This window comes from Paraburkholderia sp. NPDC080076, from assembly GCF_050281145.1.
In the GTDB taxonomy this organism is placed as follows: Bacteria; Pseudomonadota; Gammaproteobacteria; order Burkholderiales; family Burkholderiaceae; genus Paraburkholderia.
In genome coordinates this window covers 900,129-923,811 of the sequence record NZ_JBNNWQ010000004.1, presented here as the reverse complement: position 1 = coordinate 923,811, position 23,683 = coordinate 900,129, and the positions used below count along the sequence as shown (strand labels likewise).

23 protein-coding genes and 1 tRNA gene are annotated in these 23,683 nt (G+C 63.0%); 10 read left to right on the top strand and 14 right to left on the bottom strand.

Features of this window, described 5'->3' with window-relative positions; translation table 11 throughout:
* Positions 1-232 precede the first annotated feature (232 nt).
* Both ACQKRQ_RS21270 and ACQKRQ_RS21265 read left to right on the top strand, forming a co-directional pair.
* A complete protein-coding gene (locus ACQKRQ_RS21270) occupies positions 233-1,060 on the top strand; it encodes a ferritin-like domain-containing protein (RefSeq protein WP_012434272.1) in 828 nt (275 codons plus the stop codon).
* Between the two features lie 104 nt (positions 1,061-1,164).
* Positions 1,165-1,689: a hypothetical protein gene (locus ACQKRQ_RS21265; RefSeq protein WP_408181099.1), complete on the top strand. Its 525-nt coding sequence runs from the start codon at positions 1,165-1,167 to the stop codon at positions 1,687-1,689.
* A 46-nt stretch (positions 1,690-1,735) separates the two neighbouring features.
* Here ACQKRQ_RS21265 and ACQKRQ_RS21260 read toward each other — a convergent pair whose 3' ends face one another.
* The 4 genes from ACQKRQ_RS21260 to ACQKRQ_RS21245 form a co-directional block, all read right to left on the bottom strand.
* Complete coding sequence (locus ACQKRQ_RS21260; protein ID WP_427479184.1) at positions 1,736-3,298, bottom strand: DEAD/DEAH box helicase; 1,563 nt, start codon at positions 3,296-3,298, stop codon at positions 1,736-1,738.
* A 212-nt stretch (positions 3,299-3,510) separates the two neighbouring features.
* Positions 3,511-4,131 carry a PAQR family membrane homeostasis protein TrhA gene (gene trhA / locus ACQKRQ_RS21255; RefSeq protein ID WP_093635539.1) on the bottom strand — a complete coding sequence of 207 codons (621 nt, stop codon included), beginning with the start codon at positions 4,129-4,131 and terminating at the stop codon, positions 3,511-3,513.
* 120 nt (positions 4,132-4,251) lie between these two features.
* Positions 4,252-5,550 carry a c-type cytochrome gene (locus tag ACQKRQ_RS21250; RefSeq protein ID WP_132373192.1) on the bottom strand — a complete coding sequence of 433 codons (1,299 nt, stop codon included), beginning with the start codon at positions 5,548-5,550 and terminating at the stop codon, positions 4,252-4,254.
* Positions 5,551-5,571: 21 nt separating this feature from the next.
* A complete protein-coding gene (locus ACQKRQ_RS21245; RefSeq protein ID WP_408287730.1) occupies positions 5,572-6,303 on the bottom strand; it encodes a c-type cytochrome in 732 nt (243 codons plus the stop codon).
* Positions 6,304-6,672: 369 nt separating this feature from the next.
* Between ACQKRQ_RS21245 and copC the strand changes: the two genes are divergently transcribed.
* Positions 6,673-7,050, top strand: a complete 378-nt coding sequence (gene copC, locus ACQKRQ_RS21240; protein ID WP_427479282.1) for a copper homeostasis periplasmic binding protein CopC — start codon at positions 6,673-6,675, stop codon at positions 7,048-7,050.
* Positions 7,047-7,976 (top strand): CopD family protein, encoded by a 930-nt coding sequence (locus ACQKRQ_RS21235; protein ID WP_427479182.1) that lies wholly within the window; start codon positions 7,047-7,049, stop codon positions 7,974-7,976. The genes copC and ACQKRQ_RS21235 overlap by 4 nt, the downstream gene beginning before the upstream one ends.
* Positions 7,977-8,173: 197 nt before the next feature.
* On the opposite strand, the gene ACQKRQ_RS21230 is transcribed toward ACQKRQ_RS21235, so the two are convergent.
* The 4 genes from ACQKRQ_RS21230 to dgoD form a co-directional block, all read right to left on the bottom strand.
* On the bottom strand, positions 8,174-8,404 hold the full coding sequence (locus tag ACQKRQ_RS21230) for a YodC family protein (protein WP_427479180.1): 231 nt from the start codon (positions 8,402-8,404) through the stop codon (positions 8,174-8,176).
* Positions 8,405-8,417: 13 nt separating this feature from the next.
* Positions 8,418-8,720 (bottom strand): hypothetical protein, encoded by a 303-nt coding sequence (locus ACQKRQ_RS21225; protein ID WP_427479178.1) that lies wholly within the window; start codon positions 8,718-8,720, stop codon positions 8,418-8,420.
* A gap of 250 nt (positions 8,721-8,970) precedes the next feature.
* Entirely contained in the window at positions 8,971-10,320 is a 1,350-nt protein-coding gene (locus tag ACQKRQ_RS21220) for an MFS transporter (RefSeq protein ID WP_427479280.1), read from the bottom strand.
* 54 nt (positions 10,321-10,374) lie between these two features.
* The gene (dgoD, locus tag ACQKRQ_RS21215) at positions 10,375-11,523 is read right to left on the bottom strand and encodes a galactonate dehydratase (RefSeq protein WP_116139217.1); all 1,149 of its coding nucleotides are present in this window, start codon (positions 11,521-11,523) and stop codon (positions 10,375-10,377) included.
* A 284-nt stretch (positions 11,524-11,807) separates the two neighbouring features.
* Between dgoD and ACQKRQ_RS21210 the strand changes: the two genes are divergently transcribed.
* Positions 11,808-12,485: a FadR/GntR family transcriptional regulator gene (locus ACQKRQ_RS21210; RefSeq protein WP_408434382.1), complete on the top strand. Its 678-nt coding sequence runs from the start codon at positions 11,808-11,810 to the stop codon at positions 12,483-12,485.
* 62 nt (positions 12,486-12,547) lie between these two features.
* Here ACQKRQ_RS21210 and ACQKRQ_RS21205 read toward each other — a convergent pair whose 3' ends face one another.
* The gene (locus ACQKRQ_RS21205; RefSeq protein WP_427479176.1) at positions 12,548-14,086 is read right to left on the bottom strand and encodes a DHA2 family efflux MFS transporter permease subunit; all 1,539 of its coding nucleotides are present in this window, start codon (positions 14,084-14,086) and stop codon (positions 12,548-12,550) included.
* Between the two features lie 136 nt (positions 14,087-14,222).
* Between ACQKRQ_RS21205 and ACQKRQ_RS21200 the strand changes: the two genes are divergently transcribed.
* A complete protein-coding gene (locus ACQKRQ_RS21200) occupies positions 14,223-14,666 on the top strand; it encodes a MarR family winged helix-turn-helix transcriptional regulator (protein ID WP_132373206.1) in 444 nt (147 codons plus the stop codon).
* 65 nt (positions 14,667-14,731) lie between these two features.
* Here ACQKRQ_RS21200 and ACQKRQ_RS21195 read toward each other — a convergent pair whose 3' ends face one another.
* The 5 genes from ACQKRQ_RS21195 to ACQKRQ_RS21175 all read right to left on the bottom strand — a co-directional run bounded on the left by ACQKRQ_RS21195 (position 14,732) and on the right by ACQKRQ_RS21175 (position 19,553).
* Positions 14,732-15,082 (bottom strand): hypothetical protein, encoded by a 351-nt coding sequence (locus ACQKRQ_RS21195; RefSeq protein WP_132373208.1) that lies wholly within the window; start codon positions 15,080-15,082, stop codon positions 14,732-14,734.
* A 94-nt stretch (positions 15,083-15,176) separates the two neighbouring features.
* Positions 15,177-15,253: transfer RNA gene (locus ACQKRQ_RS21190), tRNA-Met, on the bottom strand.
* An 89-nt stretch (positions 15,254-15,342) separates the two neighbouring features.
* Positions 15,343-17,001, bottom strand: coding sequence for an MFS transporter (locus ACQKRQ_RS21185; protein ID WP_132373210.1), 1,659 nt, complete (start codon positions 16,999-17,001; stop codon positions 15,343-15,345).
* Positions 17,002-17,218: 217 nt separating this feature from the next.
* A complete protein-coding gene (locus tag ACQKRQ_RS21180) occupies positions 17,219-18,766 on the bottom strand; it encodes a sensor histidine kinase (RefSeq protein ID WP_408181818.1) in 1,548 nt (515 codons plus the stop codon).
* 10 nt (positions 18,767-18,776) lie between these two features.
* Positions 18,777-19,553 carry a response regulator gene (locus ACQKRQ_RS21175; RefSeq protein ID WP_427479172.1) on the bottom strand — a complete coding sequence of 259 codons (777 nt, stop codon included), beginning with the start codon at positions 19,551-19,553 and terminating at the stop codon, positions 18,777-18,779.
* 245 nt (positions 19,554-19,798) lie between these two features.
* On the opposite strand from ACQKRQ_RS21175, the gene recA reads away from it, so the two are divergent.
* The 4 genes from recA (at position 19,799) to sucC (ending at position 23,646) form a co-directional block, all read left to right on the top strand.
* Positions 19,799-20,875 carry a recombinase RecA gene (gene recA / locus ACQKRQ_RS21170; protein ID WP_132373216.1) on the top strand — a complete coding sequence of 359 codons (1,077 nt, stop codon included), beginning with the start codon at positions 19,799-19,801 and terminating at the stop codon, positions 20,873-20,875.
* Between the two features lie 7 nt (positions 20,876-20,882).
* Positions 20,883-21,590 (top strand): recombination regulator RecX, encoded by a 708-nt coding sequence (gene recX / locus ACQKRQ_RS21165; protein ID WP_408181821.1) that lies wholly within the window; start codon positions 20,883-20,885, stop codon positions 21,588-21,590.
* A gap of 149 nt (positions 21,591-21,739) precedes the next feature.
* A complete protein-coding gene (locus tag ACQKRQ_RS21160; protein WP_427479170.1) occupies positions 21,740-22,480 on the top strand; it encodes a DUF2889 domain-containing protein in 741 nt (246 codons plus the stop codon).
* Positions 22,477-23,646 carry an ADP-forming succinate--CoA ligase subunit beta gene (sucC, locus tag ACQKRQ_RS21155; protein ID WP_020069250.1) on the top strand — a complete coding sequence of 390 codons (1,170 nt, stop codon included), beginning with the start codon at positions 22,477-22,479 and terminating at the stop codon, positions 23,644-23,646. Before ACQKRQ_RS21160 ends, sucC begins: the two co-directional genes overlap by 4 nt.
* Positions 23,647-23,683 lie beyond the last annotated feature (37 nt).

The window sequence follows — 23,683 nt, the reverse complement described above, 5'->3', positions numbered from 1 at the left end:
CCGCGCCTTTGTCCGACCGAATGTTTGGACTATCCCGCAATTGGAACTGCGGCGGCTCGGCATGGTCTGTGCTGGGTTATCTGCAGAGTTGCGAAACACCGACTAAGATGCAAGATACAAGGGGTTAACTCTAATTCAAGGCGCTGTATCAGACACGGCGGACCGGCCCGGCCGAGAGCGGGCGGTTTCGAGCATGCTCCGCGAGTCGATACAGCTTTCGGAGCAAGACACGATGCACACAGAGCTGAACCATGTCATGCCCTGGCGGATCGAGGACATCGACCTCACCCGCATTGATCGGCAAAAGGCCGTCGCCAACGAAGATTTGCTGCTGCTGCTGTGCGCGTCTTCGTTTATCGAAAGCGGCTCCGATCTGTACACCAGCAATCTCAGCACGTTTTTTAACGGCGATCCTGAAGTCTCGGCCTGGCTCAACCAGGAGTGGGAGCCGGAAGAATTGCAGCATGGCCGCGCGCTCAAGACGTATATCGCTTACGTGTGGCCCGAATTCGACTGGGACACGGCCTTTCGTAATTTCATGGAAGAGTATTCGCTGACCTGTTCAGTGGAGGACTTCGAAAAGACCCGCGCGCTCGAGATGGTCGCGCGCTGCGTGGTCGAAACCGGCACGGCGACCTTGTATCGCGCGATCGGTGAATGCTCGGACGAGCCGGTCCTCAAGCAGATCACCGACAACATCCGCACCGACGAAGTGCGTCACTACAAACACTTTTTCAAGTACTTCAAGAAGTACAACAAGATCGAAGGCAACGGCCGGCTTGCGGTGCTGGGCGCGCTGATGCGCCGCGTCATGGAGATCAAGAACGAAGATTCGGAGATTGCCTTGCGCCACGTCTTCGCGACTCGTTATCCGGAGCGTGTGCACGACTCAACTTATAACCGCGAGCGCGCGGCGCGGATCAATGCGCTGGTGCGGCGCAATCTGTCGGCCGACATGTGTGTGAAGATGCTGCTCAAGCCGCTCGATCTGCCCGCGCGGATTCAGCCAGGCGTGCATTACCCGCTTGCCAAGATCACGCAGCATGTGTTCTTTCGCTGATTTGCATGGCGTGAATGCCTGGCGTTGCAAATGGCTCGCTCATGCGGGCCATTTGCTTTTCAAGGCATGATGCAGGCTGGCTCACTTCTCACCGGATCGACACCATGAGCGATTCCCCCGCACCCGAACGTCCGCTCGAACAGAACGTGTTCGATGAATGGCCCGATGCCGTGCGCGCGCTGTTCGACGGTTCGTCGCTCGCCAGCAAGATGGGTTTCACCGCGTCGCTGCTGAGCGTCGATTCGAATGGCCATGTGCGCACGTCGCTGCTCGGCGTCGGCGAGTTGTATGCGCCTGATTCGCGCACGCTGTGCATCGCGTTGTGGCCGCAAGCCAGGGCGACGCGCGCCATCGCGCAGAGCGGCCGCGCAGCGCTCACCTTTGTTTGCGACGAGGCGTTCTATCAGGTGCAGTTGCTCATGACGCCGCTAGCGAGTGTCGCTGGCGACGCCAGTGGGCTCATCTATCTGCATGGTTCGATCGACACGGCGGACGCGCAAAGCGTCCGTTATGCGCGCCTGACGAGCGGCATTACGTTCGAGCTGGAAGGGGAGGGAGAGGTGGTGCTCGACCGATGGGAACAGCAGATCGAGCACTTGAAGCAAGCCGCGGCCGGTGCCGGCCGGTAGTCCTCAAACGCAAGGACTACGGCGAACAAGCGTGCGGTTTCGACGCTTAGCGGCCGCGCTGGCCGCTGCGCGTGGGATGGCCACCGCGCGGCGCGTCGTTGCGCGGCTTCGCGCCGCCCAGCAACGCACCCGGATTGCCGCCTTGCGGCTTCGCGCCCTGCGGCTTGCGCGGCGCGTGCTGCGCGGCGCTGCCTTCATGCGCGACGGCGCGCGGCCGGTCGTCGTGACGCTGACCGTCACGACGCGGCTGGCCGCCGTTGCCGGCCGGCTTCGCGCCTTGCGGCTTCGGCTGCTGTTGACCGTTTGTGGGGCGTTGACCCGAGCGCTGCGCCGGTTTCGCGGAACCCGCGCCGTCACGCCGACCGTCGTCACGTTTCGGTGCGCCTTGACCCTGACGCGGCGAACGACCGCCACCACCGCCGCCACCCTGGCCGCGACGCAGAATCGGTTCCGGCTTTGCGGTCGGGTCCGGTTCGAAACCGGCGATCACTTCCTGCGGCACCGGACGCTTGATCAGCTTCTCGATGTCCTTCAGCAATTGCAGTTCGTCGACGCACACCAGCGAGATCGCTTCGCCCGTCGCGCCCGCGCGGCCCGTGCGGCCGATGCGGTGCACGTAGTCTTCCGGCACGTTCGGCAGATCGTAGTTGACCACGTGAGGCAACTGATCGATATCGATGCCACGCGCGGCGATGTCGGTCGCGACCAGCACTTGCAGCGTGCCGTCCTTGAATTCGGCGAGCGCGCGCGTACGGGCCGACTGGCTCTTGTTGCCGTGAATCGCCAGGGAGTTGATGCCGTCCTTGGTCAGTTGTTCGGCAAGACGGTTGGCGCCGTGCTTGGTGCGCGTGAACACCAGCACCTGGAACCAGTTGTGTTGCTTGATCAGATGCGTGAGCAGTTCGCGCTTCTTGTCGCGATCCACCGGGTGAATCTTCTGCGCGACCGTTTCCGCCGTCGTATTGCGGCGCGCGACTTCGATCAGCGCCGGCGAGTCGAGCAGATTGTCGGCGAGCGTCTTGATCTCGTCGGAGAAGGTGGCCGAGAACAGCAGGTTCTGCCGCTTCGGCGGCAGTTTCGCCAGCACGCGCTTGATGTCGTGGATGAAGCCCATGTCGAGCATGCGATCGGCTTCGTCGAGCACGAGAATCTCGAGATGCGACAAGTCGATGGTCTTCTGCTGCATGTGGTCGAGCAGCCGGCCCGGCGTCGCGACGACAATATCCACGCCGCTGCGCAGTGCGCCGATCTGCGGATTGATGCCGACGCCGCCGAACATCACGGTCGACTTCAGCTTCAGATACTTGCCGTAGGCGCGCACGCTTTCTTCGACCTGCGCAGCCAGTTCACGCGTGGGCGTGAGGATCAGCGCGCGCACCGCGCGCTTGCCCGAGCCGGTTGCAACGGCGGGCATGGAGTTCAGACGTTGCAGGATCGGCAACGTGAAGCCGGCGGTCTTGCCGGTGCCGGTTTGCGCGCCGGCCAGCAGGTCGCCGCCGTTGAGCACGGCGGGAATCGCTTGCGTCTGGATCGGAGTCGGAGTGGTGTAGCCGAGTTCGTGTACAGCGCGGACCAACGGTTCGGACAAGCCGAGGGAATCAAAAGACATAAAAGATCTTTGCAATGCAGTTTCGCGAACGGCACACATGGACCCGGCAGGCATAAATGCCGCGTGAACACACCCGCTTGGCGTGTTCGAGGCCGAAGCCCAGTTCCGTTCGCAGAGAAATCGGCGGCACGCGGGAAACGCGTGCCGAATGCTTCAACGCGCTATGCAGACACGTTGACTGGCCTTAAGTTGCATTTCGCCGCCGTGGCGTGTCACGCGACGTAGCGCGCGACACTGACGAATTGACACAGACTGCCCGCCAGTACGAACAGGTGCCAGATACCATGTCCGTGCCGGATGCGCTCGTCGTTGATGAAGAAGTAGATGCCGGCGCTGTAGATGACTCCGCCGGCCACGAGCCAGGCGGTACCCGCTGCCGGTAAGGCTTGTACCAGCGGGCGGACGGCAACGAGCGCGAGCCATCCCATCAAGACATACAGCACCATCGAAACGCTGCGGGTGCGTCGCCCCAGCGTCAATTCCTGCACGATGCCGAGAGCGGCAAGCCCCCAGCTTACGCCGAATAGCGACCAGCCCCACGGTCCGCGCAATGTGACGAGCGTGAACGGGGTGTAGCTGCCGGCGATCAGCAGGTAGATCGCCGAATGGTCGCATTTCTGCAGAACTGCTTTCACGCGCGGATTGCGCACGCTGTGGTAAAGCGTCGAGATAGCATACAGCACGAACAGCATCGCACCGTACACGCTGAAGCTGACCACCTTGTACGCGTCGCCGTCGAGCGCGCCCATCGTCACGAGCGTTGCAAGACCCGCCACCGACAGCACGGCGCCGACGAGGTGGGTAATGCTGTTGAAACGCTCCCCGACATGCACGATTCTTCTCTCCTGCGCGATTTCATAAGGCTTAATCATGCCCCATGATACCGGTCCTGAAAAAGCGAAGGGCGCGGCCGCGAATTTCGCAGGCCGCGCCCCGGATGCTACGAACGCTGCTTAGTCGAGCGGCGCCGAACGCAGATCGGACACTTGCTGCGGTGACACGGCCGTACCGTGGTTGCCCCACGACATACGGATGTACGTCACAACCGCCGCGACTTCCTGATTCGACAGCGCTTGCGCGAACGGCGGCATGCCATACGGATGTGGGTTGCCATCCGTGCTCGGCGGGTAGCCGCCGTTCAGCACCATACGGATCGGATTGACCGCCGACGGCATCTGAATCGACTGGTTGTTCGCGAGCGGCGGGAAGGACGGCGGCATGCCGAGGCCATTTTCCGCGTGACACTTCGCACAGTTGTCAGCGTAGATCTTCTGACCTTGCTTCAACAGTTCGCCGCCGAACTTTTCCGACGTTTCGAGCTGCAGCGGTTCAGGCGCTTCGCTCTTCTGCGGAATCGTCTTCAGGTACGTGGCCATCGCGTTGATGTCCGCGTCCGACATGTACTGCAGGCTGTTGTGAACCACTTCGGCCATCGGACCGAACACCGCGCCGCGGTTCGACACGCCGGTCTTCAGCAGATCGGCGATGTCTTTGGTTTCCCAGTCGCCGAGGCCGGCTTCCTTGTTCGACGTGAGCGACGGTGCGTACCAGTTCTGCAGCGGGATCAGGCCGCCGGCAAACGCCGCCGAGCTCACCGGGCCGCCCATGGCGTTGATCGACGTGTGGCACATGCCGCAGTGGCCGAGGCCTTCGATCAGGTACGCGCCACGGTTCCATTCGACCGACTTGGTCGGATCCGGCTTGTACTCGCCTTCACGGAAGAACAGCGTGCGCCAGCCGATCAGCATGTTGCGCTGATTGAACGGGAATTTCAGTTCATGCGGACGGCTCGCCACGTTGACCGGCGTGACCGAACGCAGGTACGCGTAGATCGCGTCCGAGTCGGCGCGCGTGACCTTCGTGTAGCTGGTGAACGGGAAGCCCGGATACAGCAGGCTGCCGTCTTTCGAACGGCCGGTGTGCATGGCGCGGTAGAAGTCGTCCTGCGTCCACTTGCCGATACCGTACTGGTCGTCAGGCGTGATGTTCGGCGTGAACATCGTGCCGAACGGCGTAGCCATGGGCAGACCGCCGGCGAACTGCTTGCCGCCGCGCACCGTGTGGCAGGCGATACAGTCGCCGGCGCGGGCGAGATACTCGCCCTTCTTGATCAGCGCGGCCTGGTCGGCGGGCGTTGCCGCCATGGCCGTGCCGTTATGCAGATGGTCGCCGCCCGACCACAGGACGGGAACGAGTGCGGCGGCCGCAACGACGACGACTGCCGAGAGGGCGAACAAAGACTTGCGTTTCATTTGAGTGTCTCTCCCGGTGCCTTATTGCGGTTCGCTGCCGCAGGCAAGCGGAGTCTTCATCGAGCGGGCCGGAGCCGGCACGGGGTTTTGCGGAGCCTGTTGCGTGGAAAGCCATGAAGCGACGGCGTTCACGTCATCGTCGGTCAGGCGCGTGGCGATGGTGTGCATGCAATCAGGCGCGATGGCATGGCGCGAGCCCGAGCGCCATGCGCCGAGCTGGGCGCTGATGTAGTCGGAGTGCAGACCGACCAGACCCGGGATAGCGGGTTCCATACCTGTCAAACTCTTGCCGTGGCAAGCCGCGCAAGCCGGAATCTGCTTCGAGGCGTCGCCGTTCAGCACGATCTGCTGGCCGCGCGCGAGCGTGCTCGACGACACCGTCGGCTTGGCCGGCGGCGGATACGGAGGACGCTGTTGCGAGAAGTACGTGGCGATCTGATGAAGGTAGTCGTCCGAGAGGTACGTGACGAGGTAGTTCATGGGCGGATATTTACGGCGCCCTTCGCGGAAATTCTGCAGCTGGTTGTACAGATAGTCGGCCGGCTTGCCCGCCAGGCGCGGGAAGTAGTCGTTGTCGGTACCTTGGCCATGCGAGCCGTGGCAGGCCGTGCAGCCTTGCACGCGCGCTTCCATCGTATCGGGGGCCTTCGGTTGAGTCTGCGCTTTCGCAGCGCTATAAACGCCCGCGGAGCCGATCAGCAGAAGGGCGAGCAACGGGCGGAAAATGCGTCTTGAAGACACGCGTAACTCCATCAAAATCGGGGACCTGACCGAACTTCGAGCGGCTCGGTGTGAAGGGCAGCCGGCGCTGCGGCGACGCAGCATTCTATCATCGAAGGGTGATGGTGACTATTTGGCACATTAGAGAAGGTTCCGGCTGTCACAGCCATGCGACAGTTTGACGCGCACGACAGCTTCGAGCGACTCGCCTGTTGTCCCAAATCTGTCTGCGCGATCAACGGCGCAAGCCTCGGGCCCGGCCGATCTATCCATAAACCAGGTTGAACCGACGCCCGCGCGAACCATCGAAGCGTACACTTCCGGGCGCGCCGGGCTTTGTCCGGTCTCGTTGTGCCCGGTCCGACGCCCACCGTTTTCCTGATCATCCGCTATCGGCCCTACATGAAGCTACTTAATTTTTCCCGTCCGGCGTTGCGAGCCTCGATGCTCGGCGCCGCGGCGCTGCTTGCGACGTCCACGGCATTCGCCCATGCGCATCTGACCTCGAGCGTGCCGGCGGCCAACGCCGAAGTCAGCGCGCCCACCGAAGTGACGATCCACTTCACCGAGCCGCTCGAGCCGGCTTTCAGCAGGATCGCGCTTGCCGACACGAGCGGCAAGGCGGCCGCGCCGGCCGAGTCGCAGGTCGATAAGGACGACGCCAAGGTCATGCATCTGCCGCTGCCGTCGTTGAATGCCGGCCGCTATGCGGTGCACTGGATCGCGGTCGCCACGGACGGCCACCGTACCCAAGGCGACTTTGCGTTTATCGTCAAATGAGCATCAATGGACTCTGGATCGGGCAGGTCGCCATGGCCGCGCTCATGAACGTCGCGTTTGCGTTTGCCGTCGGTTCGGCGTTGCTCGGCGCGTGGCTCGCGAAGGACGCCCAGCAGAAGATCTCGCCCGCGCGTCCCGCGTGGTTGCGCGCACAACGCTCGATGCTGACGGCCACCGTCGTGCTGGTACTCGCGGATCTCGGCTGGCTGCTGTATCAGGCGGCGTCGATGAGCGGTGTCGCGTTGCCGGCCGCCATCGGCGTAGTGCCGACCGTGCTGACGCAAACCCATGTCGGTTACGGCTGGAGCCTTGCGTTTGCCGGCGCGCTCGTGCTGCTCGGCACGGCGATGGCCAGTCATACGGGCATGCTGCGTAACGCGCTGCTGTGGCTCGCGGTGATCGCGATCGCCGCGGGCAAGGCATCGCTGGGTCACGCCGCCGATGCCGGGCCGGCCTCGGCCGCGATCGCCATGCAAACGCTGCATGTGCTCGTCACCAGCGTGTGGGGTGGTCTGGCGATGGCGGCGGGGCTCGCGGTCCTGCCGGCGCTCGGCACCTCGACCGCGCGCGGCATGTTGATCCGCACGGCGACTCAGGTGTCGAACGTGTCGGTGGTGGCGGTTGCGCTCGTGCTGCTCTCCGGCATCTTCAACGCGATACGGGGTTCGGGCGGCTCGTTCGAGGCGATTGAACTCAGCACATGGGGTCATGTGCTGACGCTCAAGCTCGCGCTGGTCGCGCTCGCGCTCCTGCTCGGCGGACTCAACCGTTTTTTGGCGCTGCCGCGCCTGCGCCGCACGGCTTCGACGATGGATGCTCACACCTTCGTCAACGTGCTGTATCTCGAAGCGCTGGCGATGATCGGCGTGTTCGTCGCGGCGGCCGCGTTGTCGCATAGCGTACCGGCGTTCGCGGCGCTCGGTTGATGCCGTGGCGCGAGGTCATGCGCAAGGCGAGCAGCATGATCGACGGCGACTAAACCGCAACCGCGTCCGCATGGGTTCAGTTCTGCAACGTGCCGCAAGCGCCACGTCAACCACATAAAAAAGCGCCGCACAGCAAAAGCGTGCGGCGCAATACACACGGTCGCATGGCGGTGGCCAGCAATCCGTTACTACTCTTTTCAGGCGGCGAGTGCGTGGCTCGCCCGCTCTAGTGTCTCCTCCGGAAACATCTGCTGCTGCAACTCGCCGGCTTCGCTGAACCACTGGCAGATCAGCCAGTTGCCCGGCGCGAATAGCACCGGCCCGCTCCAGGCGACGGTCATCGGGCGGCCGCCTGACTCGAGTTTCAGGACGTCGCCCGCGCGAAACGCGGGTTGCGCCCGCCTCACGAGCCGCTTGGCCAGCCGCATGATGAGCCTCCGCTTATTCGAGGCCGAGCCGGTGTCCGAGGATCGGCGCGCAAAAAAGCGCGATGGCGCAGCCCGCGGCTTTGCCTTCGAGTTCGGCGCCCGCGGCGCGCGCGCCATACATATGCGTGAGGAGATCGAACAGTTGCGGCAGGCAGTACACCACCGCGGCGCCGATGAGGCATTTCTCGACGACCGAGATGCGCCAGGCGCGTTCGAATGCGAGCGCCGCGCCGAGGATGCGCAGCACGCCGAACACCACCAACGCACCAACGGCGGCTTGTTCGCGGAGCAGATAGTCTGGAAGGAATTCGCCCATATTTTCCCCGATGCATTTGTCGTTTGAATGCATTTCAGCAAGGAGCGGGCCATGAGTCTGTCTGATGCCGAACAAACGGCTTGAAAGCCTTTCTGGAGGAGGCTTTGCGAGGAGTGCCACGAAGCAGGGAAGAGCCCGGAAAACGCCTGGTTCAGTCCATTTGGTCCGGGATGCTGCGTTACTGCGACGGCCCGCGCGCCACATCACCGTAGCGCGCGGGCCGCGCCGCGAAGCACGGGATAAGGCCGCTTCAACGAATCCGTTCGATCTTGCCCACGAGGAACAGATACGACAGTGCGCCGACCACGCCGACGCAACTCATGAACACCAGCGCGGGGCGGAAGTCGTTGTTCCTGACGATCAAGCCGATCACCACCGGTACGCAGATCGACGACAGGTTGCCCATCAGGTTGAACATGCCGCCGGTGAGGCCGAGCAGTTCCTTCTTCGCCATCGACGACACCAGCACCCATGTGATCGACGAAAAACCGCTGCCGAAGAATGCGATGGCCATGAAGAGGATCACCATCGCGGGCGACTCGACATAGTTTGCGCCGACGATCGCCGTGGACAGCAGCAGGCCCGTCACGATCGGCACCTTGCGCGCGAGCGTGGCCGACACGCCGCGCCGGATCATCCAGTCCGACAACAGGCCCGAACCCAGAATGCCCACGAAGGCAGCGAGAAACGGCACGGCCGCCATGAAGCCGGCTTTCAGAAAGTCCATGTGCCGGTACTTGACGAGGTAGGTGGGAAACCAGGTGAGGAAGAACCACAGCGTCGAGGTCACCGCGATCTGCCCGATGTAGACGCCCCACAGCTTGCGATTGCCGAGCACCGCGCGCCAGTCGGCGGCGCTGTAGCGCGCGCGGGGATGGCGTGTATCGCCGAGTTCGACGAGTCCGCCGCCTGCACGGATCGTTTCGAGTTCGGCTTCGTTGACATCCTTAGCCTCGGACGGTTCACGGTACAGCGCGTACCAAACCAGCCCCCACGCTACGCCGATCGCGCCGGTCAGAAAGAACACGCCTTGCCAACCGAAATGCTGTTGCGTGAGAACCAGCGCCGGCGTCAGAAACGCGAGCCCGACATACTGGCCGGACGTATAGCTGGCAATCGCGCGAGCCCGTTCGCTATCCGGAAACCAGGTCGTGACGATACGGTTCAGCGTGGGATAGGCGGGCGCCTCCAGCGCCCCGAGCAGCACGCGCAGCGAAAGCAGCATCGCGAACGCGCTGGCGAATCCTTGCAGAATGGTCGCCAGCGACCACAGTCCGATGATCAGCGCGAGCAGAAGCTGCGGCCGCGTGCGATCGACCAGCATGCCGCCGGGAATTTGCAGCAGTGCGTATGACCAACCGAACGCGGAAAACACCAACCCCATCTGGGTCGAATCGAGTTGCAGGTCCTGCGCGATCGCGGTGGCGGCGATCGACAGATTGCTGCGGTCCAGATACGTGATGACGACGGTGATGAACAGCATCGCAAGGAGGCGGTGGCGCTTGGCCGTCGCTTGCGTCTGGATGTGGGTTGTCTCCACTGAGGTTGTCCTCTTGTTGGTTTTTCTGCCGGCGCCACGGGCCGCGGAACACGCAAACATGAACGTCGACGCAAAAACAAAAACGCCGCCCATGGGCGGCGTTCCTTCACGCAATTACCATTCGGCGACGCTGCCGTCCTCGTGGCGCCACACCGGATTGCGCCAGCGATGGCCGACCTTCGCCATCTCCCGCACCTTCTCTTCGTTGACCTCGATGCCGAGGCCCGGACCTTGCGGAATCGACACGAAGCCGTCTTCGTATTTGAAGACTTCCGGATTCCTGATGTAGTCGAGCAGGTCGTTGCCCTGGTTGTAGTGGATGCCGAGGCTCTGTTCCTGGATGAACGCGTTGTAGCTCACCGCGTCGATCTGCAGGCAGGTGGCCAGCGCGATCGGGCCGAGCGGGCAATGCAGCGCGAGCGCGACGTCGTAGGCTTCCGCCATCGACGCGATCTTGCGGCACTCGGTAATGCCGCCCGCGTGCGACGCATCCGGCTGAATGATGTCGACGTAACCACCCGACAGAATGTGCTTGAAGTCCCAGCGCGAATACAGACGCTCGCCCAGCGCGATCGGCGTGTTGGTCTGGTTGACGATGTCGCGCAGCGCCTCGGCGTTCTCCGACAGCACTGGCTCTTCGATGAACAGCAGCTTGTACGGGTCGAGTTCTTTCGCCAGCACCTTGGCCATCGGCTTGTGCACGCGGCCGTGGAAGTCCACGCCAATGCCGATGTTCGGTCCGACCGCCTCGCGCACGGCCGCGACGTTGTTGATAACGCCTTGCACCTTGTCGAAGGTGTCGATGATCTGCAGTTCTTCCGAGCCGTTCATCTTCACGGCCTTGAAGCCGCGCTCGACCACGGCGCGCGCGTTGTTGGCCACGTCACTCGGACGGTCGCCGCCGATCCACGAATACACCTTGATCTTGTCGCGCACCTGGCCGCCGAGCAGCGCATGAACCGGCACGCCATGATGCTTGCCCTTGATGTCCCACAGCGCCTGGTCGACACCGGCGATCGCGCTCATGGTGATCGGGCCGCCGCGATAGAAGCCCGACCGATACATCACTTGCCAATGGTCTTCGATCAGAAGCGGGTCTTTGCCGATCAGATAGTCGGACAGCTCCTCCACCGCGGCCGCCACCGTGTGCGCACGGCCTTCGACCACCGGCTCGCCCCAGCCGACGATGCCTTCGTCGGTTTCGATTTTCAGGAAGCACCAGCGCGGCGGAACGATGAAGGTTTCGAGCTTGGTGATTTTCATGGTGTACGTCTCCTTTGTCGGCCGGAGTTAGCGCTTTAGCGCTTACTCCGGCCCCATGCAAAGCATCGGCCTTGGGCGTCTGCGAAATATTCCGGGGATTCACATGCTACAACAAAGCGCGTTTAAGTACTATTAATAGTACTATTGGCCATATAGTGGCAAGACCGGCGTCTCGGCATGGCGTTGTCCAAGCAGTGATCTCAAGGTTGAGATACCGGATAATCGCGCTCGTTCCGGCCTCGGTTCCAATATCGATAGCGCCGCAAGGCCGCTAGGAGAAAGCTATTCAGCACGATCTGCATGGGCGTGTCGCCCATCTGCTGGCGACCGCGATTCTGCGCGGCGACTATGCGCCCGATTCCATCCTGCCGCGCGAAGCGGAGTTGATGGAGACGTTCGGCGTGAGCCGCACGGTGTTGCGCGAGGCGTTGCGTACGCTGACTTCGAAAGGCTTGATCGAATCGCGTCCGCGCGTGGGCACGCGCGTGCGTCCGAAACGCGCGTGGAATCTGCTCGATGTCGACGTGCTCGACTGGTACTCGCGGGTCGCCGAGCCAATGACGTTCGCGCTCAAACTGCAGGAAATGCGCGAGATGATCGAGCCGTACGCCGCGAGTCTGGCGGCTGCCTCGCACACGGACGAGACCTTCTACGCACTCGCCGCGGCCCATGCGGCGATGGTGGCGGCGCGCAATGTCGACGAATGGGTGCGTGCCGATCTGCAGTTTCATTTGAGCGTGCTGACCGCGTGCAGCAATGAATTGCTGATTCCGCTCGGCACGCTGATCGAGCGCACGCTCGAAGCGCAACTGCGTCTGAACGCGAAACGCGCGGACGTGTTCAATGCGTCGCTGGCCGAGCATACGGCGGTGTTCGAAGCGATTCGCGATCGCGACGCGGCTGCGGCGCGTGCGGCGATGGCGGGGCTGTTGGGTGTGACGCGCGGGCGGATCGAGGCTTAGGCGTGGGCGTCGCGGCGGGGCTCGGCGACGATCCGGTTCAGCGCCGCGTCAGCCGCCGCGCTTCAATCCATCGCGGCGTGCGCCACCGATGTATCCGCCGCCTTGTGTGCAGGGCGGATCAACAGCAGTAGCGGAATAACCAGCAGCGTCGCCATGAACATCAGCTTGAAGTCGTTCAGATAGGCGATCATCGACGCCTGCTGGGTGATCGACACGTTTAATGCGGCCATGTCGTAGTTCGATCCGCTATTGAGCATCGGCTGGATAGCGGGATTGAAGGGCGTGATATTCGCCGCGAGGTCCGCATGCGAGACCTGCGTGTTGCGCGTCATCAGCGTTTGCACGATCGAAATGCCGATACTGCTGCCGATATTGCGCATCAGGCTGTACGTCGCGGTGCCGTCCGCGCGCAGTTCCGGCGTGAGCGTCGAGAAGGTCAGCGCGCTCAGCGGCACGAACACGAGACCGAGTCCGAAGCCCTGAATCACCCCAGGCCAGACGATGTCCGATGCCGAGAGCACGATCGTGTAATGCATCATCTGCCACAGCGCGAACGCTGAGATCAGGAAGCCCGCGAGCAGCAGGAGCCGCGCGTCGATCCGCCTCAGCAGGCGCCCGGCGATCAGCATCGCGACCATCGTGCCCGCGCCGCTCGGCGCGGTGACGAGGCCGGTGGTCGCGACCGGATAATTCATCAGGTTCTGCAGCATAGGCGGAAGCAACGCGCGCGTCGCATACATCACCGCGCCGATCACGAAGATGAAAAACGTCCCCGTGGCGAAGTTCGGGTCCTTCAGCAACTCGTATTTGAAGAACGATTTCTTGCCGACGGTGGCCGTGTGCACGAGGAAAAACGCGAAGCTGATGGCCGCAAGCAGCGCCTCGATGACGATTTCGTTCGAGCCGAACCAGTCGAGTTGCTCGCCGCGATCGAGCATGGCCTGCAATGCGCCGATGGCGAGACCAAGCGTGGCGAAGCCGAACGCGTCGAACTTCGCGTCGTGTCTCGGCTCGCGCGAAGGCAGGAAGGTCGCCACGCCGAACAGCGCGAACGCGCCGATCGGCACGTTGATGAAAAACACCCAGCGCCAGTTGTAGCTGTCGGTGAGCCAGCCGCCGAGCGTCGGCCCGAGAATCGGCCCGACCATCACGCCCATGCCCCATACCGCCATGGCCTGGCCCTGCTTCTCGCGCGGGTTGATGTCGAGCAGGATGGATTGCGACAGCGGCACCAGCGACGCGCCGAAAATCCCTTGCAGCAAACGCGACGCGACGATTTGCGTGAGCGTCTCCGACAAACCGCACAGCGCCGACGACACCGTGAAGCCACCGATCGCGAAGATCAGCAGGCGCTTGACGCTGAGCCGGTCGGACAGCCAACCGGTGAGTGGCGTGGCGATCGCGGCGGCGACGATGTACGAGGTCAGCACCCACGTAATCTCATCCTGCGACGCTGACAGCGTGCCCTGCATATGCGGCAGGGCCACGTTGGCGATCGTGCTGTCGAGCGTCTGGATCAACGTCGCCAGCATGATCGAGATGGTGATCATCGGGCGGTTGAGCGGCGCGGCGGCGCTGGCCGCCGGGTTGTCGGAAGACATGAATGAGCGGGGTCGTCGATATAGTAAGCATGCTTAGTATATCGGTTGCGCGCGCGTCTGCCATCGGGAATTATGCGGAGCGTGAATTGCGCCCGTTTCAACCCTGAAAAACGAAAGCCTTTCGTATAATCCGCGCATGAAAACCCAACTCGATGAGCGCTTCGGCTTTCTGATTTCCGACGTCGGCCGCCTGACGGGCAAGCGTTTCGACGACCTCGCGAAGTCTTCAGTCGATCTGACGCGCGCGCAGTGCCGCGTGCTGGCCTATCTCGCGCATTACGGCGACACCAATCAGGCGCGGCTCGCGGACCTGCTCGAAGTCGCGCCGATTTCGGCGGGTCGTCTGCTCGACCGGATGGAAGAGGGCGGCTGGATCGAGCGGACTGCCAATCCGCAGGACCGTCGCGAGCGCCAGGTGCACATGACGCCGAAGGCCGAGCGCACGCTCGGCAAGGCGCGCAAAGTCGGCGACGAAGTCGCGCTCGAAGCGCTGAACGGCTTCACCGAAGAGGAAGCGAAGCAGTTGATCGCGTTGTTGCAACGCGTACGGGGCAATCTGAGCCGGCTGGTGGATCGGTGATAGCCGGCGCGCGATCGGGTTAAGTGGGGAGCGTTGACGGCGCGCTTCCGCACGCCGCGTGGCGACTACTTCGATTCGGGCGTCCCCGACGCTCCCGACGGCGGCACCAACTCGAAACATGCAGGCGGCGCGACGGATGTTCTCGTTTTCGCGTCGGGCTGCTGCGGGTCGATACATTTGAAGGCGCTCTGATCGCGCTGCACGAAAATCGTGTCGGCCGGGCCCGCGCTGCCATGGGCGCCATTCACGACGGCGACGATTTTGTAGCCGTCCTGCAAGAGCGTGGACAGCGTGGTCGCGCTCGCGCGCCATTGGCTGTCGGGCGGTGTCTGAGCCTGAGCGGCGAGTGCGGCGGTGCCGCTGAGAAACGCGATGGAAGCGGTGGCCACGGCAAGCGTGGCGGTGCGGAACGTCATCAAGAAACCTCCTTGAAGTTGCTGTAGTTGCAGTTCGGAAAGCCAAAACAAAAAAGCCGCTGAACCTTGCGGATCAGCGGCTTTTTCTTGCAACTGGTGGCGAATCAGGGACTCGAACCCCGGACCTGCGGATTATGATTCCGTCGCTCTAACCAACTGAGCTAATTCGCCGAAAGAAGCGAGATTATGCGGATGGCACCGGAGGCTGTCAACCCCCGGCGCACAACTTTTTCAAGAAGCTGTTCCGGTCATCAGACGTTTCAGTCCTTCGCGTAGATGTCCGAGTCCTTGGTTTCCCGGACGAACAGCATGCCGATCACGAAGGTAATGAGCGCGATCACGATCGGATACCACAGTCCCGAAAAGATATTGCCCTTCGCCGCCACGATCGCGAAGGCGGTGGCCGGCAGGAACCCGCCGAACCAGCCATTGCCGATGTGATACGGCAGCGACATCGAGGTGTAGCGGATGCGCGTCGGGAACATCTCCACCAGCATCGCCGCGATCGGTCCGTAGACCATCGTCACGTAGATCATCATGATCGTCAGGATCACCACGGTCATTGGCCAGTTGATCTGCGAGGGATCGGCCTTCGGCGAATAGCCCGCGGTCTTCAGCGTCGTCGCGAGGGTCTTGTCGAACGCTTTGCCTTGATCCTTGGCGTCGGCGGCCTTGCCGTCATACGTGTTGATCACCGTATCGCCGACCTTGATCTCCGCCAGCGTGCCCGCCGGCGCGGCGACGTTCTCGTAGTTCAAGCCGGCCTTCGAGAGCGCGCTCTTGGCGATGTCGCAGGAACTCGTGAACTTCGAAGTGCCGACCGGGTTGAACTGGAACGAGCACTCGTCCGGGTTCGCGATCACGACGATCGGCGCCTTCGCGGTCGCGGTTTCCAGCGCCGGGTTGGTGTAGTGCGCCAGCGCCTTGAACAGCGGGAAGTACGTGCACGCGGCGATCAGCAGGCCGGCCATGATGATCGGCTTGCGGCCGATGCGATCCGACAGCGAGCCGAAGAACAGGAAGAACGGCGTGCCGATCAGGAGCGCGATCGCGATCATGATATTGGCGCTGCTGCCGTCGACCTTCAGCGTCTGCGTCAGGAAGAACAGCGTGTAGAACTGGCCCGTGTACCAGACCACGGCCTGGCCGGCGGTGAGGCCGATCAGCGCGAGAATCACGATCTTCAGGTTCTTCCACTGGCCGAAGGCTTCGGTCAGCGGCGCCTTGGAGGTCTTGCCTTCGGCCTTGATGCGCTCGAACACCGGCGATTCATGCAGTTGCAGACGAATCCACACCGACACGCCCAGCAGGATGATCGAGGCGATGAACGGAATGCGCCAGCCCCAGGCGCCGAACGCGTCCTCGCCCATTGCCGTGCGCACGCCGAGAATCACCAGCAGCGACAGGAACAGGCCGAGCGTGGCGGTCGTCTGGATCCAGGCCGTGTAGAAGCCGCGGCGGCCGGGCGGCGCATGTTCGGCCACGTAGGTGGCGGCGCCGCCGTACTCGCCGCCGAGCGCGAGGCCTTGCAGCATGCGCATCGCGATGAAGATCACCGGCGAAGCAAAGCCGATCGCCGCGTAGCCCGGCAGAAAACCGACGAGGAACGTCGACAGGCCCATGATCACGATCGTCACGAGGAACGTGTACTTGCGCCCGACCATATCGCCGAGGCGCCCGAACACGATCGCGCCGAACGGCCGGACCGCGAAGCCGGCCGCGAAGCTGAGCAGCGTGAAGATGAACGCGGCTGTCGGATTGACGCCGGAGAAGAAGCTCTTACTGATGAAGGCCGCCAGCGAGCCGGCCAGATAGAAGTCGTACCACTCGAAAACCGTACCCAGCGACGATGCGAAGATCACCCGCTTCTCTTCGCGCGTCATCGGCACGTGCGAGATTTGCCCGCCAACGGTAGCCATATGTCGTCTCCAATATTGATATGCACGCGGTTCGCCGGTAACGGCGTTCCCGTGGAACCGATTATTGGAGTGGAAACTTACGGCGTACTGACGTGGCGGGGTGAAATTGCAGCCTGGCGTGTGTTGTGGGTTTTTGGCCAACACGCGGCGATCTGGCATCAAGACCGGCTAATTTGCTCTCAAGTTATCTCAATATCGAAATGGCAAGTTTACGTGTTCAAGTTGCGTTAGGGTAAGTCCCGGCCCGTTCGTGCACATGCAAGCTGACGCGTACGAGCGTGCCGGCAAGCCGCGGCGAGGTTTGGTAGACGTTGTCGTCGATCGTCAGCTCGCCGCCGTGCATGGTCGCGATCTCGCGGACGATCGCGAGTCCGAGGCCGCTACCGTCGCCTTCACGGCCGAGAATCCGGTAGAAGCGCTCGATCACCCGCGAACGCTCGGCGACCGGAATGCCGAGGCCGGTATCCTCGACTTCCAGATACACGAGCCGCGCCGGCGCGTCATGCCTGACCCTGACGGTGATGCGTCCGCCCGGCGGCGTATAGCGGATGGCGTTGTCGATCAGATTCGACAGCATTTCGCGCAACATGACCGGATTGCCGTCCACTTCGACGGGCTCCTCGGGCGCTTCGTAGCCCAGATCCATCTGCTTGGCGAGCGCGGCCTGAACCCAGTCGCGCACGGCGTGGCGCGCGACTTCTGTCACCTCGACTGGCGTGAAAATCTGCCCCGACATGCGGTTCTCAGCGCGCGCCAGCGCCAGCAGTTGCGTGACGAGCCGCGCGGCCTGCTCCGAGCTGGTGGCGATCTGCTCCAGCGAGCGATGCACTTCCGCGGAGGCGTCCTGGCGCAGCGCCAGTTCGGCCTGGGTGCGCAGGCCGGCCAGCGGCGTTTTCATCTGATGCGCGGCATCGGCGATAAAACGCTTTTGCAGCTCCATGTTCTGTTCGAGGCGCGTCAGCAGATCGTTGAACGAGGTGACGAGCGGCTCGATTTCCGGCGGCGCGCGGCGTGCCTCGAGGGGCGACAGGTCGTCCGGGCGGCGCGCGCGGATATGCGCCTGCAGCGCGTGCAGCGGCGCGAGGCCGCGCGAGAGCCCGAACCACACCAGCAGGATCGCGAGCGGCAGGATCACGAACTGCGGCAGGATCACGCCTTTGATGATGTCGTTGGCGAGCTGGCTGCGCTTGTCGAGCGTTTCGGCGACCTGCACCAGCACAGGCTGCGCGCCGGGCGTCTGCGGAAACTCGACGGTCGTGTAGGCGACGCGGATATCGTTGCCGCGCAGCACGTCGTCACGAAATTCGACGAGCCCCGGCTGCGGCCGGTCTTCCTCATGCGGCAGCGGCATGTCGCGCTCGCCGCCCACCAGTTCGCCGCGCGTGCCGAGTACCTGATAGAACACGCTGTCCACATTGTCCGCGCGCAGAAAGTCGCGCGTGGAGTCGGGCAGCGTCAGTTCCGCCACGCCATTGACCGGATGAATCTGGCGCGCGAGCACGTACGCGTCGGTTTCCAGCGCGCGGTCGAACGGGCCGTTTGCAATCGACTTGGCGACCAGATACGTGACAGCGAGGCTCATCGGCCAAAGCAGCAGCAGCGGCGCCAGCATCCAGTCGAGGATCTCGCCGAACAGCGAGCGCGGGCGCGCCTCGGCGGCGGCTTCGGTTTCGTCGGGCGGGGCGAACGGATTGGCGTAGCGCTCGTCGCGCGCCTCGTCGAGGTCCGCCGCGTGCGCCGTAGCGCGGTCTGCGCGCGCGGACATGGGGCGTCCTCTATTTGTAGTGATGGCTCGCCGGCATCGCGCCGGACGGCGGCGAGGAGCGCGGGTCGGGCTCGGCGGGCGGGGGCGTCGTCGTGGCGTTCGCGCTCGTGCTCGTCGGCGACGCCGCTTTCTCGAGGCAGTAGCCAAGACCGCGCACGGTGATGATGCGCACGCCGCTCGGTTCGATTTTCTTGCGCAGGCGGTGCACGTAGACCTCGATTGCGTTGTTGCTGACTTCTTCACCCCATTCGCACAGGTGATCGACGAGCTGTTCCTTCGAGACCAGCCGGCCGATCCGTTGCAGCAACACTTCGAGCAGACCCAGTTCGCGTGCCGACAGATCGATCACCTGCTCGTTGACATAGGCGATCCGGCCGACCTGGTCGAACGACAGCGAGCCATGCCGTACGACCGTCGGGCCGCCGCCCGCGCCGCGCCGCGTCAGGGCGCGCACGCGTGCTTCGAGTTCGTTCAGCGCGAAAGGCTTGGCCATGTAATCGTCGGCGCCGAGATCGAGACCCTTGACACGTTCGTCGACGCTGTCCGCGGCGGTCAGGATCAGCACCGGCAGGTTGGAATTGCGCGCGCGCAGGCGGCGCAGCACCTCGAGGCCGGACATGCGCGGCAGGCCCAGATCGAGAATCAGCAGGTCGAAAGTTTGCATCGACAACGCGGTGTCGGCCTCGACGCCGGTCTTCACGTGATCGACGGCATAGGCCGATTGGCGGAGTGATCGAACCAGACCGTCCGCGAGTATGCTGTCGTCTTCGGCAATCAGAATTCGCATGGTGCGCAAGCCTGGCCTTGCCGGCACCGCGGGGTGTCCCCCGGCGCACAGCGGTCTCCGAAAATTATTGTGGGTAGTTGGGCAGCGCGACAGTAAAAATGCGCGTTCGCATGAGAATCGTGCTTGCCAAAACTACTGTTTTTTTATACAGTGTCTGGGTTTCGTGTGCTGTCCTTCACGAGTAGGTTGAAACTCGGGGCTGCACATCCGCCTCAGACGCCGTTCATCATAGCAAAGGACGATTCATGGAAGAAAGCAAGAAAGGCTCGGCTGGACTGACTGCTGAAAAGAGCAAGGCACTCGCTGCCGCACTCGCGCAGATCGAAAAGCAGTTCGGCAAAGGGTCGGTCATGCGGCTCGGCGCAGGTGAGGCGGTCGAAGATATCCAGGTGGTCTCAACCGGATCGCTCGGCCTCGACATCGCGTTGGGCGTCGGCGGTTTGCCGCGTGGCCGGGTGGTCGAAATTTATGGCCCGGAGTCGTCCGGTAAAACCACGCTGACGTTGCAGGTCGTCGCCGAAATGCAGAAGCTCGGTGGCACGGCGGCGTTTATCGACGCGGAACACGCGCTGGACATCCAGTACGCGGGCAAGCTCGGCGTGAATGTGAACGACCTGCTGGTTTCGCAGCCGGACACCGGCGAACAGGCGCTCGAAATCGCCGACGCGCTGGTGCGTTCGGGCTCGATCGACATGATCGTGATCGACTCGGTCGCGGCACTCGTGCCGAAGGCTGAAATCGAAGGCGAAATGGGCGACTCGCTGCCGGGTCTGCAAGCGCGTCTCATGTCGCAGGCGCTGCGCAAGCTCACCGGCACGATCAAGCGCACGAACTGCCTCGTGATCTTCATCAACCAGATCCGTATGAAGATCGGCGTGATGTTCGGCAACCCGGAAACCACCACGGGCGGTAACGCGCTGAAGTTCTACGCGTCGGTGCGTCTGGACATTCGCCGTATCGGTTCGATCAAGAAGAACGACGAAGTGATCGGCAACGAAACGCGCGTGAAGGTGGTGAAGAACAAGGTTGCTCCACCCTTCCGCGAAGCGATTTTCGACATCCTGTACGGCGAAGGTATTTCGCGTCAGGGCGAAGTCATCGACCTGGGCGTGCAGGCCAAGATCGTCGACAAGGCCGGCGCGTGGTACAGCTACAGCGGCGAACGTATCGGTCAGGGCAAGGACAACGCGCGTGAATTCCTGCGCGAAAATCCGGATATCGCCCGCGAGATCGAAAACCGTATCCGTGAATCGCTGGGCGTGAATGCCATGGCTGAAGCCGTGACCGGCGCAGGCGCTGAAGTCGCGGACGAAGAAGAGTAACCATCACGTGATACGCAAGGGCCGGCCGTTGTCCGATTCCGGACGCCACGCGGACGGCCCGCGTGATGAAGACGACGAGTCGTTCGATCCATTCGAATCGTTCGACGCACATGACCGCGCTGCGGGCCGCAATCCGCAGCGCGCGCAGTTTGAATCCTCCCCGCCCGTAGGCTCGGATCCCTCCGAAACCACTTACACTCGCTCGCGTCGCGTCCCAGGCGAAGCGAAACCCGGGCAAGACGAAGCCAAAAAATCCCAACGTCCGGCACGGTCGCTAAAAGGCCGCGCGCTCGGCTATCTGTCCCGCCGTGAATACAGCCGCACCGAACTGGCGCGCAAGCTGAAGCCGTTCGTCGAGGAAACCGACTCGCTCGACACCTTGCTCGACGCACTCGAAGCCGAAAACTGGCTGTCCGATTCGCGTTTCGCCGAAAGTCTGATTCATCGGCGCTCGTCGCGATTGGGCGCGAGCCGGATCGTCGGCGAATTGAAGCAGCATTCGGTCGACCAGACGCTCGTCGAAGAAGCCAGCGCGCAATTGCGCGAAACGGAACTGGCTCGTGCGCTCGCCGTCTGGCAGAAGAAATTCGGCCGGCTTCCCGAAACGCCCGCCGAACGGGCGAAGCAGACGCGCTTTCTGGCCTCGCGCGGATTTTCGGGCGCCACGATCGGCAAAATCCTCAAGGGAATCGACGAAGACTGGGCCGGCGAGTAAGCGCGGCGGCTTTATTGGCGCGCAAGCCCTTTAAGACAGCGACTTCCGCGCTCAGCCGCCTGCGGCGCGGCCGTGCGCAATCGGGACCTGTCCCAAATACCCAGTATGCTAAAATTCGTGGGTTTTCCAATCCGGCCTTTCCTTCCCGCATGCCGCTCTCCCCGCCAGTGTCCCGTCAGTTGCGCCATCGTCGCGCAATCAGAGCGGAAGCCTATGAGCGAGCCGATGGCCTGTGGGATGTGGAAGCGTGCTTGACCGACGAAAAACCGCGCGATGTGGTGCTTGCGTCGGGCGTCCGGCCCAATGGTCAGCCGATCCATGAACTCTGGCTTCGCATCACCATCGATCGCAAGCTCAATGTCGTCGACGCCGAGGCGTCGTCCGACTGGGTGCCCTATCCTGGTTTGTGCCAAGTCAGCAATCCCGCCTACCGTGCCCTCATCGGGCTCAATCTCCGCCAAAACTTCCGTCGTGAGTCTGCCCGTTTGCTGGGCGGCACGGCGGGTTGCACGCATCTCACCGAGCTGTGCGCGATCCTGCCGACCGCCGCGATTCAGGCATTCGCCGGCGAAGTGTGGAACACCGGTGACGGCGCGTCGGGCGCGAACGCAGGTTCAGGAGACGGATCGCCTAGCAGCACAGGCGAGCATTCCAACGATAAACCGCCATTCCAGCTGGGACGCTGCCACGCGCTGCGTTTCGACGGCGAGGCGGTGCAGCAGTTTTATCCGCGCTGGTATGGCCGCGCTCCGTATACAGCGGATCGCGCGGCATCGTCAGGCGACGGGGCAGTCCGCCAGACAGGCGAGGGCGGCAACGCGTCCGGCATGAACGACGGCAGCGGAAACGAAGTTCAATCCAACTCTCAGACTGAAGGGAATCACGCATGAAGATTCACGAGTACCAGGGTAAGGAAATCCTGCGGAAATTCGGCGTCGCGGTACCGCGCGGCAAGCCGGTCTTCTCGGTGGATGATGCGGTCAAGGCCGCGGAAGAGCTCGGCGGCCCGGTATGGGTCGTGAAGGCTCAGATCCACGCGGGTGGCCGTGGCAAGGGCGGCGGCGTGAAGGTTGCCAAGTCGCTGGAACAGGTTCGTGAGTACTCGAACCAGATCCTCGGCATGCAGCTCGTCACGCACCAGACCGGCCCGGAAGGCCAGAAGGTGAATCGTCTGCTGATCGAAGAAGGCGCTGACATCAAGAAGGAACTGTATGTCGGCCTCGTGATCGATCGCGTGTCGCAGAAGATCGTCGTGATGGCATCGAGCGAAGGCGGCATGGACGTCGAAGAAGTCGCGGAAAAGACGCCCGAGCTGATCCACAAGGTTGCGGTCGACCCGTCGACCGGCCTGAAGGACGCCGAAGCTGACGACCTCGCGAAGAAAATCGGCGTGCCCGACGCATCGATCCCGCAAGCGCGCGCGATCCTGCAAGGCCTGTACAAGGCATTCTGGGAAACCGACGCATCGCTGGCCGAAATCAACCCGCTGATCCTGACCGGCGACGGCAAGGTTATCGCACTCGACGCCAAGTTCAACTTCGATTCGAACGCACTGTTCCGTCACCCGGAAATCGTCGCGTATCGCGATCTGGACGAAGAAGATCCGGCTGAAGTCGAAGCCTCGAAGTTCGACCTCGCGTACATTTCGCTCGACGGCAACATCGGCTGCCTCGTGAACGGCGCTGGCCTCGCAATGGCAACGATGGACACCATCAAGCTGTTCGGCGGCGAACCGGCGAACTTCCTGGACGTGGGCGGTGGCGCCACGACCGAGAAGGTCACGGAAGCGTTCAAGATCATGCTGAAGAACCCGAACCTGACCGCGATTCTGGTCAACATTTTCGGTGGCATCATGCGCTGCGACGTGATCGCGGAAGGCGTGATCGCGGCGTCGAAGGCCGTCTCGCTGAAGGTGCCGCTCGTGGTCCGCATGAAGGGCACGAACGAAGACCTCGGCAAGAAGATGCTCGCTGAATCCGGCCTGCCGATCATCGCGGCGGACAGCATGGAAGAAGCGGCTCAGAAGGTCGTCGCGGCTGCTTCGGGCAAGGCGTAAGCCGAGTCCGCGGGGCTTTTGCCAGAATTAACCAGGA